This window comes from Leptolyngbya sp. BL0902, assembly GCF_016403105.1.
GTDB lineage: Bacteria > Cyanobacteriota > Cyanobacteriia > Phormidesmidales > Phormidesmidaceae > Nodosilinea.
This window is the reverse complement of record NZ_CP046155.1, coordinates 1,454,561-1,469,599: the sequence shown is the minus strand read 5'-3', so window position 1 is coordinate 1,469,599 and position 15,039 is coordinate 1,454,561. Positions and strand designations below refer to the sequence as shown.

Genomic DNA, 15,039 nt, shown 5'->3' with positions numbered 1-15,039 from the left:
GGGACTACGGAGGAGGAAATTCGCGTTACCTCAGAGTCCCGTGGATCAACGATGGTAAGCCTTTCTGCATCCTCAGAGAATAATACATAGTTCCGCTGGAACTCGCTCTCGCAAGGACACCCGCAGATATGGCTACTCAAATCTCCTCAATTCGCTCTCGGGGGATGGAACTGTTGGCAGAATACCAAAAAGCCCCGTCCATTCAGCTGCGTAATCAATTGGTTCGTCTCAATGCTGGGCTGGTTCGCAAAATTGCCCATCGGGTGAGCCATCAATGTTCTGAACCCTACGAGGATCTCGAACAAATCGGCTACCTTGGTCTCATCCGCGCCATCGAACGGTTTAACCCCACCCAAGGCTGCGCCTTTAGTTCCTTCGCTGTCCCCTACATCCGGGGCGAAATGCTCCATTTTCTACGAGATCGGGGCACTACGGTAAAAATCCCGCGTCGCTGGCAAGACCTCCAAAAAGAAGCTCACCACGTTCAATCCGAGATGCTGCGAGACCTCGGCCACACCCCCTCCGACGGTGAAATCGCCGCCGCCCTGGGGGTTTCGATCAAAGAATGGCGCGAAGTGAAGCTAGCCTACAAAAACCGGATGCCCCTCAGCTTAGATGCCACGGTTTGCCAGCAAGTCGATGCCGCCATCACCCTTGGCGAAACCCTGCCTGACAGCCACTACCTGCGGATGCAGGCTTTGGAGGAAGATCGCCAGCAAATCCAGCGGGCGCTCAGCCAACTGGAGGGCAAAACCCGTGTTGCCATTGAGTTTGTCTTTTTCAGCGGCCTGTCTCGCAAGGAAGTGGCCAAGAAAATCGGCGTTAGCCCCATGACCGTCACCCGCCGCATTCAGCGAGGCATGGAGGAGATGATCACCTACCTTCAGCCCCAAGCCCTGCAAACCGATCCCTAGCCTTGATGGCACCCCGCACCGCCGTTGAATGGCAGCAAATGTTGCTGATGAACATTTCTAACCATCCCATACCTCCTAGGATCAGCTCTGTTGTGTCGGCTAGCCCAAGCATTCTGTAGACCGTCTGCTGAAAGTGCGGCTAGCCGTTGGTTCCTTAGGCGGTAGATGCTGTGTTAGAAGGCTTAATCGGCGGCCTATTCAACGGAGTGAGCATCGGTGCGGTGCTGTTGATTGTGGCCTTGGGCTTGGCCATCGTGTTTGGCCTGATGGGGGTGATTAACCTCGCCCACGGAGAATTGATGATGTTTGGGGCCTACACCACCTTTGTGGTGCAAAATGCGGCCAGAAGTATGGGCGGCATTGCTCCAGAAATTTACATTTTTGCGGCGCTGCCCCTAGCGTTTTTAGTAGCTGCGGCCATTGGGCTGTTTCTAGAACGAACGGTGATTCGCTACCTCTACGGGCGACCGCTGGAAACCCTGCTGGCCACCTGGGGCGTGAGCCTGATTATGATCCAGTTCATTCGCAGCGTGAGCTGGCCGATGGTGATTGGATTAATCGTCTTTGCGGCGCTGTACTTCATCGGGCACTGGGTGTTAACCCGCTACACCGATTGGGATCGCATCCAAGGTTGGGCTAACTCCGTATTTTTGGGTTTGTCAGCGGCCATTGCGGCATTGACCTGGTTTTTGGTGCAGAGTTCCGGTAGCGCCCAATTTGTGCGGCCCTGGTTTGGTGCTCGCAACGTGGATGTGACGCCCCCCAGCTGGCTGCGGGGTGGTGTTGCCATCGGTACGACGCTGCAATTTCCCTATGCCCGTTTGTTCATCATTGTTCTGACGATTCTCTGTTTGGTGGCCGTGTACTGGTTCCTCAACGGCACCGCCTGGGGGCTGCGGATTCGATCTGTGACCCAAAACCGGGGTATGAGTGCCTGTTTGGGAATTCCCACCGACCGGGTGGATGCCCTTACCTTTGCCCTAGGATCTGGCCTAGCGGGGGTTGCCGGGTGCGCGGTGACGCTCCTGGGTTCCGTGGGGCCAAACCTGGGGGCCAACTACATCGTGGATGCCTTCATGGTGGTGGTGGTGGGCGGCGTGGGCAAGCTGGTGGGCAGTATTGTGGCGGCGCTGTTGATTGGGATCACCACCTATCTGGTGGGTTCGGGCACCCTGGCGATTCTGCTGCCGCCCACGGCCTTCTTCCAGCCCGCCATTGATTTCTTTACCTTCTTTGCCACCACCAGCATGGCCAAGGTGATGGTGTTTGCGTTAATTATTGCCTTCTTGCAGGTGCGGCCCGCTGGGCTGTTCCCGCCGAAGGGTCGTTCTGCGGAGTTGTAGGGTGATGGTGTCTGAAGCAGTCACACAGCCGCGTGTTGCGGTTAAAGCCAGCCAAAAGCGCAAATTTTTGATTGAGGCAGCGGTCGTTATCGCCATTGCGCTGATCTTGATTTTGGTGATGCCGCTGTTTTTGTCGGGGTTTCGTCTCAATTTGCTGGGGCGCTTTTTGGCCCTCGCCATTGTCGCCCTGGGGATTGATTTGATCTGGGGATTCACAGGCCTGTTGAGCCTGGGGCACGGCATTTTCTTTGCCCTTGGTGGCTATGCCTTCGCCATGTATTTGGAACTAAATACCCTGCCTGAAGGCCGGATTCCAGAGTTCTTTGGCCTCTATGGTGTCACGGAATTGCCCTGGTTTTGGCAACCGTTTAATTCGCTTCCGTTTACCCTAATTGCCATTTTTACGATTCCGGCCATCGTCGCCGGATTACTGGGCTACCTGGTGTTTCGGAACCGCATTCGGGGCGTCTATTTTTCGATTTTGACCCAAGCCGCCCTGGTGGTCTTTTTCAACTTTTTCAACGGTCAACAAAAGCTGATCAACGGCACCAACGGCCTCAAAACCTCCACCTCAATTTTCTTTGGCCAGCAGGTGAGCACACCGGAAATGCGGATGTTTTTCTACATCACCACGGTGGTCGCCCTGATTGCCATGTATGCCCTCTGCCGCTGGCTAACGAGTGGGCGCTTTGGCCGCATGTTGGTGGCCATCCGCGACGACGAAAACCGGGTGCGCTTCTCCGGCTACGACCCCACCGCCTTCAAGGTACTGGTATTTGCCGTGTCGGGGGCGATTGCGGGCATTGCCGGAGCCTTATTTACAGTGCAATCCGGCATCATCTCGCCGCAGTCCATGGACATTGCCTTCTCCATTGAAATGGTGATTTGGGTGGCCGTGGGGGGGCGGGCGACGCTGGTCGGGGCCGTTTTGGGGGCCGTGTTGGTCAACATGGCCCGTAGCCTGCTGAGCGAAAAATTCCCTGATATTTGGCTGTTTTTCCAGGGGGCGCTGTTTTTGATTGTGGTAACGGCCCTGCCCAACGGCATCATCGGCTGGGGCCGCAACCAATTTGGCCCCAGCATCAGCAACCTGCTCGGCCTTGCCCCCACGGATATCCCCTACTCCGACGGCACCGAACCCATCCCCGAAGCCCCCCTCGACACCCCCGAATACGCCGAAAAGTAGGGTAAACACCATAGGGTGCATAACGCTGAGGCGAGGCTAACGCCAACGCGCCAGCAATGCACCCATTTCCCCATCATTCCCCCATTTCCATCCCCCCAAAATGAGCACCAAAGTCCTCGATATCCAAGACGTTACCGTTAGCTTTGACGGATTCAAGGCCCTCAATAACCTCAATTTTTCGATGAATGAGGGCGAACTGCGGGTGATTATTGGCCCCAACGGTGCGGGCAAAACCACCTTTTTAGATGTGATTACGGGCAAAACCAAACCCACCGAAGGCGCGGCCTATTTCAAAGGGCAAGACCTGCGGAAATTTAAGGAACACGAAATCGCCCGCCTTGGCATTGGTCGCAAGTTCCAAACCCCTAGGGTCTACCTCAACCTCAGCCCTAGGGAAAATCTGGAACTCTCCTGCAATCGCAACAAAAATGTCTTTTCCACCCTATTCAAAAAAACACCCCCCGCCGAAAAACGCACCGTGGGCGGCCTGCTAGAAACCATCGGTCTCACTGCCAAGGCCGACATCCCGGCGGCGCTGCTCTCCCACGGGGAAAAACAATGGCTGGAAATTGGGATGCTGGTAGCCCAATCCCCCGATTTGCTGCTGGTGGATGAACCCGTAGCGGGCCTCACCGATGAAGAAACTGAGCAGACCGGAAACCTACTGATGTCCCTAGCCGAGAGCCATTCCATTGTGGTGATTGAGCACGACATGGAATTTGTGCGGCAGATTGCCCGCCAAGTGACCGTGCTGCACCAGGGCACCGTGCTCTGCGAGGGCACCATGGACGAAATTCAGAACGATCCCAAAGTCATCGAGGTCTACCTGGGCAAGGAAACCAGTCTGTCCCCAGAGCAAATGCTGTTGCTACGAATTGCCGCCACCATGGCCTGGGCCGACGATAACTTTGCCGACGTTCAGCAGGAGGTGATTTTGGATCGCCTCAGCCGTAAATTTGCCCACAGCCCCGATGAACAGGCCAGCCTGCGCGACGACCTGCGGGATCTGCTGGCCAAGGAAATTCCCCTAGAAGACCTGGTGCCCCAACTTGCCACTGAGGCCCAGAAGGAAGACGCCTTGATGCTCAGCTACGAGGTGATTAGCTCCAACACCATCAACCAAACCGAAGCGGTGGTGTACCAAAAGTTGCTGAACCTGCTGAATTTGCCGCCGGAAACGGTGCAACGGTTGGAAGCTGCGGCCCTAGCAGAACTCGCGGAAAGAGGGTAGTCAGCAAAACATAATCTATCACCAAATACCTTGTGTATAAAGCTGGTGCATTGCTTCGCGTTGGCACAGCCTCGCCCTAGCGTTATGCACCCTACGAATTCTAATTTTATTCACCTATCAACTCACCCAAAATGACAACGACTCTCCCAACTCCCACCTATCAAGATCCTCTGACAGCACCGATGCTGGAGATTTCGGGGCTGAACTTTTACTACGGCGAAAGCCACATTCTGCGGGATGTGAGCATGACCGTACCGAAGGGGCAAATGGTGTGCTTAATTGGTCGCAACGGCGTGGGCAAAACCACGTTGCTGAAAAACATTATGGGCGTGTTGCGGCCTCGCACCGGGCAGATTCAGTTTGAGGGGCAAGGGGTGAATAGTTTGCCTCCAGATCGTCGGGCGCGGATGGGGATTGGCTATGTGCCCCAGGGGCGAGAGGTGATTCCTCGGCTGACGGTGCGGGAAAATTTGTTGATTGGCCAGGAAGCCCTGGGCAGTCGTGGCAAGCCCGTGAAGGAGGTACCCGCCGAAATTTATGAGCTGTTCCCGGTGCTAGAAACGATGCTGGATCGGATGGGGGGCGACCTCAGCGGTGGGCAGCAGCAGCAGTTGGCCATTGCCCGCGCCATTATGGGTCGTCCTAAGTTGCTGGTTCTCGATGAACCCACGGAGGGCATTCAGCCGTCGATTATTTTGGATATTGAGGCGGCGGTAAAGAAAATCATCAAAACCACGGGGATTTCGGTGCTGTTAGTGGAGCAACACCTGCATTTTGTGCGGCAGGCGGACTATTACTACGCCATGCAACGGGGCACCATCGTGGCTAATGGCCCCACCCAGGAGTTGACCAACGACGTGATTCAGGAATTCTTAGCGGTGTAGTGAAGGAGGGAATGTTAGGGTCGAGGGGAACGTGGGTATCCTTACCTTAGTTCCTGCCTCGCTGTTTTCCCTCATCATCCTGTCACTATGCGAGCGCTTGTCAAGCGATTTCTGGATCGACTTCCCCTTCAGACGGCACTTATCCTGCCCTTGGCCACTCAGGTAGCGCTAGCGGTCGGAGTGGTTGCCTATCTGTCTTACCGTAACGGGCAAGCGGCGGTCTACAACATAGCGCAGCAGTTGCAAAATGAGCTAGCCACCCGAATTTTGCAGGAGATTGAGGAAACCGTTGCTAAGCCTCACATTATCAACCAGCTCAACGCTAATGCTCTACTTCAGGGAGATATTAATCTGCTGACAGGCCAAGGGGAGCATATCTTTTGGCAGCAAATGAAAATATTCTCGGAAACCAACTTCATCTATTGCGCCACAGAGGTAGATGGAGCTTTTTTAGGGGCAGGCCGTTCCCAGGGGGGCACGGGGCGAGTGTTGCAAATTCAAGAGGCAAACGCCAGAACTGGACGTTATATCTACTACTACGACATCACCCCCACCGGACGCCGCAGCCGCCTCAGTGCCGTGGGCGATAGACCCTACGATCCCCGGCTCCGGCCCTGGTATATGGAAACCAAGGCCAAGGGCAAACCCAACTGGAGCAACATCTACCTCGACTTTGAAACCCGCCTGCCCACCATTACCGCCAATGCCCCCGTGTTTGACCTAGATACGGGGTCTCTGATTGGCGTTTGCGCCACCGATATCATCCTGTCTGAAGAGCTGAATGGGTTTTTGAGAACTTTGACGATTAGTCAATCCGGCATTGCCTTCATTATGGATGCCGAAGGAGTGCTCCTCGCTACCTCAACACCGGAGTCTATTTTGGCGGAAGAGGGGGGAGGACAAGGAGCCAATAGCCTGCTGCTCAAGGCCATCGACAGCGAGAACCCAGTCATTCGGCAGGTAGCTCAAGCCCTTCAAGGCCATACACCGCCAGATCAAGACGTCCCGACGAGGGTCAGATTGTTAGATCGACTCGTTATTACCCTTGACCGCGAGCGCTACCTTGTTCAGGTCAGCCCCTTTAGCGATCAGATGGGGCTAGATTGGCGCTTAGTGGTGGTGATTCCTGAGGCCGACTTTATGGCCCAAATCAACGATCAAAACCATTTAACCCTGACGCTTTACCTGTTAGCCCTAGCGCTGACGGGGGTGAGTGGAATGCTGCTAGCTCGTTGGGTGGTGCGCCCCATTCAGGATCTAAGCCAGAGCGCCCAGGCCATTACCCAGGGTAACTGGACTCAGCCCATCCTCACCGAGCGATCCGATGCCATTGGCGATTTGTCGCGATCTTTTGCCATCATGGCGGATCAGCTCAAGGACAGCCTGATCACTTTGGAGCAGCGCGTGGAGGAGCGCAATCTGGAGCTTACGCAGCTCAACCAAGAATTGCAGCGACTGGCCCACAGCGATGGCCTGACCCAAACCGCCAACCGCCGCTATTTTGACGCCTACCTCGATCAAGAATGGTACCGCCTAGGCCGCGAGCAACAGATCCTCAGCCTCATTCTCTGCGATGTTGATTATTTCAAGCCCTACAACGACACCTACGGCCACCAAGCCGGGGATGAATGTCTGAAACAATTAGCCCTTGTGTTTCAACAGGAAACCCAACGTCCGGCGGATTTGGTGGCCCGCTATGGTGGGGAAGAATTCGCGATTATTCTGCCCTACACCGACACCCAGGGAGCCATCACCGTGGCTCGACAGATTCGCCACAGCCTAGCGACCCTAGCAATTCCCCACGCATCCTCTCCCCAGGGGCAGATCACCGTTAGCATGGGCATTGCCACAGCGCTTCCCCAGCCCACACGATTTACCAGTGCCCTGATTGCCGCCGCCGACCAAGCCCTCTACCAGGCCAAAACCCAAGGACGAAACAGCTACTGCGTAGCCGAAGATTGGGCAATTTTTCAGCCTGATAGACACTCGCCATCGAGGCAGGAGAGCCAGGACTATGCAGACTAAGACCTCAGCGGACGACGCCTAGGGCGCAACGGCTTCGGCCCCTTGCCACACCCGAATGAGGGGTTGACTGCCGCCGATGGTGACAATATGGCCGTTGGGTCGAACCGCAAACCGCCAAATATCGGTGGCAAAGCCGTTAATTTGCCCAACCGGAACCTGCTGCTGGAGATCCCACACCAGAATCACATTGTTGGCATCGGCGCTCCACAGGCGGGAGCCGTGGGCTCGCAGGGTGTTGACATAGCTTTGGTGCCCCTCTAGCACCGCTTGGGGAGTTTGGGTGGTGAGGTTCCATAGCCGCACCGTTGTATCCGCAGAAGCAGTCATCAAGGTTTGGTTGTCGTCGCTGATGGCAAGGCGGTTGACAAAGCTTGTGTGGCCCTCCAGGGTGATGGGGGCAGGCACCTCCGCCCCTGCGCCTAGGCTGGATAAATCCCACAGGTGTAGGCTAGCCCCGCCGCTAACCAGCCAGCGATTGTCGCGGCTAAACAACAGGTCGTTAATCGTGCCCTGGGCTTGGAACCTATGGCTTGGGCCAGCCTCGGCCATGGCAGCTAGGTTGAGGCGACCATCAACGGTAATGAGGGGCCAGAGCTGGATGGTGCCGTCGCCATCGGCACTGGCTAACCAGCGATTGTTGTTGCTCACCTCCACCGCCGTGGTGGGAATGTTGTGGGCATTGTTGATTTGGCCGAGGGGATCTCCCTCAGGCAAGGCCCAAAACCGCAGGGCCCGGTCATCTCCGGTACTAATCAACACCGTTTGGTCGGTGGTGATGGCCAGAGCTTTCACCACATTGGTGGGCTGGTCTAGGGTCTTGACCAGCGTGCCCGCCTCCAGATCCCAGAAGCGAATGGTTTCGTCGGCGCTGGCGGTAATCAGCGTGATGCCATCCCGCAGCAGCAGCAGGTCGTAAACATCTCCGGTGTGCCCTGCCAGGGCCAGCGTGGGCGTCACCGTCACCGGGGTCAGATCGGGTTGGTTGATGGCCCCAGGAGCCGTTACCCCCTCCCCGCGTCTGAAGGCATACCAAGTCAGGGGAAGCGACAGGATCAGCCCAGCTAACCCCGCCACCAGCCAAGGTCGGCCCCCCAGCCACCTGGGAAAACGGCTGGGGGCAGGTTCCACCTGCGTTTCTGGTTCCGTTGCATTGAGGGTGGTTTGTGGCCAGGAGTTGCCCCCTTGGCCCGAGGGCAGACATGGCGGGGGCAGACGGGAACTCTGGGCCGCTCGAATCTGGCCTAGGCGCTCTAGGATGGCGTCAGTGGTGGCCGGACGATGGGCAGCGGCGGGGGCAATCAGTTCATCGACAAAATCTGCCAAGGCTGAGGAAATGTGGGGAGCGTGCTCGCGCCACTGAAAGGCGTTGCTGCGGGGGTCGTAGATCGTCAGATCATTGGGCAGCTTGGCGGTCAGCAGATAAATCAACGTGCGACCCATGGCATAGAAGTCCGACTGGGGCACCCCTTGGCCCTGCTCCTGCTCTGGAGGCGTATAGCCCGCCGAGCTCACCGCCGTAATATTGCTGTCGCCCAAGTGACCCATGTAAGTTTGAGTCATCTCACGGGCTGCGCCAAAATCCACCAATACCAACTGCCCCGACGACCGCAGCATAATATTTTCTGGTTTGATGTCGCGATGGAAGTAGTGGTGTTGGTGCACCAAATGCAGCACATCGGTCAATTGCGTGAGCCACAGCATCGCCTGCTGTTCGTTAATGGGGTGATTCCCCTGCTGCACCATCCACTGTCTGAGGTTGGGGCCATCGATCTTCTCCATGACCAGGCAATGGCAGGGATCAGGACTCCCCTTCGGAAAATACTGAAAATAGCCATCGGCATCCACCTGGGGCACCCCCGGATGGTTGAGCTGACCCAACACCTGCCCCTCCCGCCGGAACAGCTCCAACACCTTCTCGTTGTGGCTGTAGCTTTCCTTCAGCACCTTGAGAATCTTGGGCACATTCCGCTCATAGGCTTCATAAATTCGCCCAAAGCCGCTCTGGCTGCTGATCAGCCGCATCACCCGGTAGCGCCCCTGCAACAGCAGTTCCGACCCACAGGACTGACACACCGAACTTGCGCTGTTGTCGGGATGATTTGGTTGGCGACAATGCGGGTTGATACAAAGACTCATAGCCTACGACAGAACGCGTTCCCACGTGTGATCCAGTGTTCCACGGAACGAGGCGGATGTCCTTATCAACTGGGTTTTCTTCGGATTTCTGCGGCTCAGCCTCCGCCTAGGGCCATTTACCCCTCCAGTTCAGGGCAAGGCTTCAACCCCTCAGCGAACCCGCACCCGCCCACCAAGCTGATTACATGAGAAAACTCTTAATTTAGAAACTTCTCTCCAGGACTGTCATCTATGATAACTATGTAAATTTACTTACAGCAGCAATTTGCTTAATCAAGTATGGATAAAGAAGAAGTCAAAAATGTAAGCCTCATCGCCATGCTCAGACCAATGATGGGCATCCACAGCCTGTAATCCAGGGCTTTAGCTTCCTTATTCATGGAACATTGCCAGAAATTTGATCGGTGGCATCAGGAGTAGATCTCGCTGAGGTCTAGTCTATCCCTCAAGCCACTAAATGCAGCCCTAAACAATTCTGTCTAGCGCAACTAAGGTCAGGTGTCTGTATCTATCCCTTCTCTAAAACGATTGTGACTTATCCTTCCAGTCAGACCCAAAAACTGAGTTCATCTACAGAGTCTTTGCAAGGAAAATATAGTGTCTATCCTCAGGGAGTCATTCACTCACCCTACTACGTGATTGCTCTGACTATTTCAATAATTCCCCTAGGGTTAATTGTTATTTTTAATCGCCTCAAGGACATTCCTGTTCAGCACTTCATGGCAGATCCCGTAGCGGTCATGGGGCAGCCTTTCTATCTTGGCTTTCTCTCTCAGTTAGGCATTTTTATCTGGTCAGCAATGGCATCGGTCTGCTTGCTAACAGCGCAGACATTACCACGCCGACCAGGACTCTATCCTATCCGACAGTTCTTCTTAGGGTCGGGAATTCTAAGTCTAGTTCTGGGTTTTGACGATGTTTTTCTGCTTCATGAGGAGGTTTTCCCAGCCTACCTAGGTATCCCTGAGATGATGGTTTATGCCCTATATGCTGGGCTTACCCTAGCTTATCTATGGCAATTCAGAAAGATTATCCGCCGCACAGACTATACTCTGCTCGTCGTCGCATTTGTAGGGTTTGCTCTTTCCATTGGGCTAGATATTCTAGAGCCCCCCTATATCAATCCATACTTTTTTGAAGATGGCTTTAAGTTCATCGGCCTAGTAGCTTGGTCGGTTTACTTTTGGCAAGCAGCTACTTCATTCTTGCGTCATCACACAGAGGGCGTTCTTCCTGCTGGAGATGATTCATTGCGGTAAACAAGGATGATCCCCTTGCTCCAGGTTTGCCCCTAAGACTGCCAGCCCAGGGAAACTGCACCCCAGAACTGCAACAAATCTTCCCCGTTTTTCATCCATTCGTCGCTACAAACGACAGCATTTGCACTAAACTTAGGCGGCAATAGGCCAGGACATCGTTATAGTATGGGCAACTGTCCTGTCATCTTGGCCGAAAGCGTGCCAACTTTTAGTACACGTGTCTTATGCTTGAGGCACCGCTAGCGAATGCACATTAAGCGCGTCGAGTTGTCCCACTTCAAGTCCTTTGGTGGCACAACCCAGGTTCCCTTATTGCCTGGGTTTACGGTCATCTCTGGGCCAAATGGGTCTGGCAAATCGAATATTTTGGATGCGCTGCTGTTTGGCCTGGGGCTAGCCAGTTCTAAGGGAATGCGGGCGGATCGCCTACCGGATTTGGTGAACCAGGGCCAGATGAGCCGTCGCACCACCTCGGAAGCTAGTGTTACCGTCACCTTTGATTTAAGCGATGTGCCGCCGGAGTTCTTCTTAAAAGACGCGGCAGATTTGATGGAGGAAGCCCATCGAGCCGCCAGTGAGGCTAACGGCAATGGGGAAAGTCCAGAGGCCAATGGTCAGAACGGCAACGGCCAGAACGGCAACGGTCAGAACGGCAACGAGAACGGAGCCAAGACGGATTCTCGGCTGGTGCCCCTGGCCATCAACCACGAATGGAGCGTGACCCGACGGCTGCGCGTCACCAGCCAGGGCACCTACACTTCCAACTACTACATCAACGGCGAACCTTGCACCCTCAACGACCTGCACGAGCAGTTGCAGCGCTTCCACATCTACCCCGAAGGCTACAACGTGGTGCTCCAGGGGGACGTGACGGGTATTATTTCGATGAACTCGCGGGAGCGGCGGCAGATCATCGACGAACTGGCCGGGGTGGCCTCCTTTGACCGCAAAATTGACCAGGCCAGGGGCAAACTGGATGCGGTGCGCGAACACGAAGACCGCTTCCGCATTGTGGAGCGCGAACTGCAAGCCCAGCTAGAACGACTGGCCCAGGATCGCCAGAAGGCTGAGAAGTACCAAAAATTAAAGGCCACCTTCCAGGACAAAAGCCAGTGGGAGGCGGTGCTGGTGTGGCGGCAGCAGCAGCGACAGATCGATCAACTGCAACAGGCCATCGCCAGGGGGGAAACCGAATCGGCCCAACTAGCCCAGGCCATCACCCAGGCGGATCAAGCTGTGGTGGCCCTAGAGGCGGAATTGGCCACCCTCAACGCCCGCATTCGTGCCATGGGGGAAGACGAACATCTGGCCCTGCAAGCGAAAGTTGCCACCCACGAGGCGGAACTGCGTCAGTTGCAGCGTCAAGAACAGGAGACTCGTCAGGCGGCCAACCAGGCGGCGGCCCAGCTTCGGGACACGGAGATTGCCCTGCAACAGCACCAGCGCACCCTGGCCCAACTTCAGCGGGAGATCGAGGAGCAGTCCTCGCGGGAAATGGTCACGCTCACCCAGGCGCGGGATCAGGTGCAGCAGACCCTAGAGGAACGGCGACAGGCCACGAATGAGATTGCCTCGGCCTCCCAGGCTTGGGTGCAGCAGCAGACGGAACTGCGCCGCGCCATCGAAACCCTGCAAGGGGTGATGGAACCCCAGCGGGCCGAGCAAATTCGTCTACAAGAGCGGCGGCACCAGCTAGAGCAGCAAATTCAGGTGCAGCAGGGGCAACTGACGGCCCTTCAAGCGGAGGATGTCCTCGGTGGTGGAAGTGCCCCAGACCTCGGCCAGCAGCTAGAGCGGGCCAAGGCGGAGATTCAGGCCACCGCCGAGAAAATCTCTGCCGCCGAAGCGGAACTGGCGGTGCAGCGGGAAACCCAAACTCGCCTATTAAAGGAACAGCGGGACAAACAGCGGCAACTGGACAAGCTAGAGGCCCAAACCCAGGCCATGCAGGAAAGCCAGGGCACCCAGGCCACCAAACTGCTGCTCGACAGCGGCATCAAGGGCATTGAGGGGCTGGTGGCGCAACTGGGCAAGGTGGAGCCCCGCTACCAGGTGGCCCTAGAGGTGGCGGCGGGGGCGCGACTGGGCTACCTGGTGGTGGCCAACGACAAAGTGGCGGCTCAGGGCATCGAGTTCCTCAAGCAGCGACGGGCCGGACGGGTGACGTTTTTGCCGCTGAACAAAATCCGTGCCCCGAAATTTACCCCCGTGCCCGACTGGAAGCGTCCCGACGGGTTCCTAGACTACGCCGTTGACCTAATCGACTGCGACCCCCGCTATCGCGACATTTTCGCCTACACCTTCGGCAGCACCGTGGTGTTCGACAAGCTGGAGATGGCGCGGCAACACTTGGGCGACTTCCGCATCGTCACCCTCGATGGCGAAGTGCTGGAAACCAGTGGGGCCATGACCGGGGGCAGCCTCAACCAGCGCTCCGGCAGCTTGCACTTTGGCACCGTAGAACCCGCCGAATCCGAGGAAGCCCAAGCCCTCCGGCAGCGGCTCAGCGATATTGACGTGCTGCTAGAACGGTGCGAACGTAATTTGCAAAATGCTTCCACTACCCTGCAAACCCTCACCCAAAGCCTGATCACCCAGCGGCAGCAATACCGGGAAATGCAGCTTCAGGGAGAACAGCAGCAGACCCAGCAGCAGCAGCTTGCCCAACGGCGCAGCCAAATTCAAACCCAGCTTCAGCAGGCCCAGCAGGAGTTTGCCACCGCCGAGGCGCGGCTTCAGGAGATCGCCGCCACCTTGCCCACCCAGGAAGCCGCAATCGCCCAAAAAAGAGCCGAACTGGCGGAATTGGAGCAATCCCAGACCCACAGCGAATGGCAAACCGCCCAGGCCGCTGTGCGCCAACTCGAACAGCAACTCGCGGAACGCCAAGCCGCCCTACAACAGGCCGAACGGCAAATCCAAACCCGCCAAAACCAATGCCAGCAGCTCGAAACGACGATTCAACAGGCCCAGCAGACCGTCGTTACCATCCGCCAACAGCAGGGGGAGCGGGAACAGTCCTTGGTTCAAATCAAACAGCAGCAGGGTGGGCTAAACCAGGAAATTGCGACTCTGCGGCAGGCCATGGCGGTGCTGGATCAAACCCTCGCCGCCGAAAAGGCAAGTCGGGATCAACTTGAAGCCCGTTTGCGCGACCAACGCACCCAAAAGCAGCAGCAGGAATGGCAGCGGCAAAAGCTACTCGAAACCCAGCAGGAACGGCGGCAACAGCTCACCGAAGCCCAAGCCCTCTGCCAAGCCCAGGCCCAGGAATTGCCCGATCCACTGCCGGAAATTCCCCCCGACACCGACTTGGAAGAGTTGCACAAGGAACTGCGTTCCCTGCAACGGCGGATGGAAGCCCTGGAGCCCGTCAACATGCTGGCCCTGGAGGAATACAACCGCACCGAAGAACGCCTCAACGACCTGAGCGACAAGCTCTCCACCCTGGAAGAGGAGCGCACGGAACTACTGCTGCGGGTCGAAACCTTTACCACCCTGCGGCGCAAAGCTTTCCAGGAAGCCTACGATGCCGTGGACAAAAACTTCCAGACCATCTTTGCCGAACTCTCCGACGGTGACGGCCATCTGCAACTGGAAGACCCGGAAGACCCCTTCAACGGCGGGCTGAACCTGGTGGCCCACCCCAAGGGCAAACCCGTGCGGCGGCTGGCCTCCATGTCCGGGGGCGAAAAATCCCTCACGGCCCTCAGCTTCATCTTTGCTCTCCAGCGCTACCGTCCCTCCCCCTTCTACGCCTTCGACGAGGTGGATATGTTCCTGGATGGGGCCAACGTGGAGCGCCTGTCTCGGATGATTAAGCACCAGGCCGAGCAGGCCCAGTTCATCGTCGTCAGCCTGCGCCGCCCGATGATCGAAGCGTCCCAGCGCACCATCGGCGTCACCCAAGCACGAGGAGCCTATACCCAAGTGCTGGGGATTGACCTAGAAACCCAAAGCGCCGCACCCTAGGCCAGGGCGGAACCCGTGAGCGGCAACTTAGATAACCCACACCATGGTCACGGGCTGTTGTCTGTGCCGTTGCCGTTACCTACCAAGAA

The 15,039-nt window shown here is 56.6% G+C and carries 9 protein-coding genes; 8 read left to right on the top strand and 1 reads right to left on the bottom strand.

What is annotated here, in order from left to right:
* The first annotated feature begins 128 nt into the window (after positions 1-128).
* From GFS31_RS06625 to GFS31_RS06600, 6 genes are all read left to right on the top strand, one after another.
* A complete protein-coding gene (locus tag GFS31_RS06625) occupies positions 129-914 on the top strand; it encodes an RNA polymerase sigma factor SigF (RefSeq protein ID WP_198807428.1) in 786 nt (261 codons plus the stop codon).
* 170 nt (positions 915-1,084) lie between these two features.
* On the top strand, positions 1,085-2,257 hold the full coding sequence (locus GFS31_RS06620; RefSeq protein ID WP_198807427.1) for an ABC transporter permease subunit: 1,173 nt from the start codon (positions 1,085-1,087) through the stop codon (positions 2,255-2,257).
* Between the two features lie 4 nt (positions 2,258-2,261).
* Positions 2,262-3,443: an urea ABC transporter permease subunit UrtC gene (gene urtC, locus GFS31_RS06615; protein ID WP_198807426.1), complete on the top strand. Its 1,182-nt coding sequence runs from the start codon at positions 2,262-2,264 to the stop codon at positions 3,441-3,443.
* A gap of 100 nt (positions 3,444-3,543) precedes the next feature.
* On the top strand, positions 3,544-4,674 hold the full coding sequence (urtD, locus tag GFS31_RS06610) for an urea ABC transporter ATP-binding protein UrtD (RefSeq protein ID WP_198807425.1): 1,131 nt from the start codon (positions 3,544-3,546) through the stop codon (positions 4,672-4,674).
* Positions 4,675-4,805: 131 nt separating this feature from the next.
* The gene (gene urtE, locus GFS31_RS06605) at positions 4,806-5,558 is read left to right on the top strand and encodes an urea ABC transporter ATP-binding subunit UrtE (RefSeq protein WP_198807424.1); all 753 of its coding nucleotides are present in this window, start codon (positions 4,806-4,808) and stop codon (positions 5,556-5,558) included.
* An 87-nt stretch (positions 5,559-5,645) separates the two neighbouring features.
* Positions 5,646-7,583, top strand: a complete 1,938-nt coding sequence (locus GFS31_RS06600; RefSeq protein WP_198807423.1) for a diguanylate cyclase — start codon at positions 5,646-5,648, stop codon at positions 7,581-7,583.
* Positions 7,584-7,601: 18 nt separating this feature from the next.
* On the opposite strand, the gene GFS31_RS06595 is transcribed toward GFS31_RS06600, so the two are convergent.
* Positions 7,602-9,719, bottom strand: a complete 2,118-nt coding sequence (locus GFS31_RS06595) for a serine/threonine-protein kinase (protein WP_198807422.1) — start codon at positions 9,717-9,719, stop codon at positions 7,602-7,604.
* Between the two features lie 530 nt (positions 9,720-10,249).
* Between GFS31_RS06595 and GFS31_RS06590 the strand changes: the two genes are divergently transcribed.
* Positions 10,250-10,978 (top strand): hypothetical protein, encoded by a 729-nt coding sequence (locus GFS31_RS06590; RefSeq protein ID WP_198807421.1) that lies wholly within the window; start codon positions 10,250-10,252, stop codon positions 10,976-10,978.
* 246 nt (positions 10,979-11,224) lie between these two features.
* Complete coding sequence (gene smc / locus GFS31_RS06585) at positions 11,225-14,950, top strand: chromosome segregation protein SMC (RefSeq protein ID WP_198807420.1); 3,726 nt, start codon at positions 11,225-11,227, stop codon at positions 14,948-14,950.
* The last annotated feature ends 89 nt before the right edge of the window (positions 14,951-15,039 follow it).

What these genes read in the sequence shown, in the direction of transcription:
- GFS31_RS06625 (WP_198807428.1), top strand. Translation starts at nt 129, where the DNA reads ATGGCTACTCAAATCTCCTCAATTCGCTCTCGGGGGATGGAACTGTTG.
- urtC (WP_198807426.1), top strand. Translation starts at nt 2,262, where the DNA reads ATGGTGTCTGAAGCAGTCACACAGCCGCGTGTTGCGGTTAAAGCCAGC.
- urtD (WP_198807425.1), top strand. Translation starts at nt 3,544, where the DNA reads ATGAGCACCAAAGTCCTCGATATCCAAGACGTTACCGTTAGCTTTGAC.
- urtE (WP_198807424.1), top strand. Translation starts at nt 4,806, where the DNA reads ATGACAACGACTCTCCCAACTCCCACCTATCAAGATCCTCTGACAGCA.
- GFS31_RS06600 (WP_198807423.1), top strand. Translation starts at nt 5,646, where the DNA reads ATGCGAGCGCTTGTCAAGCGATTTCTGGATCGACTTCCCCTTCAGACG.
- GFS31_RS06595 (WP_198807422.1), bottom strand. Translation starts at nt 9,719, where the DNA reads ATGAGTCTTTGTATCAACCCGCATTGTCGCCAACCAAATCATCCCGAC.
- smc (WP_198807420.1), top strand. Translation starts at nt 11,225, where the DNA reads ATGCACATTAAGCGCGTCGAGTTGTCCCACTTCAAGTCCTTTGGTGGC.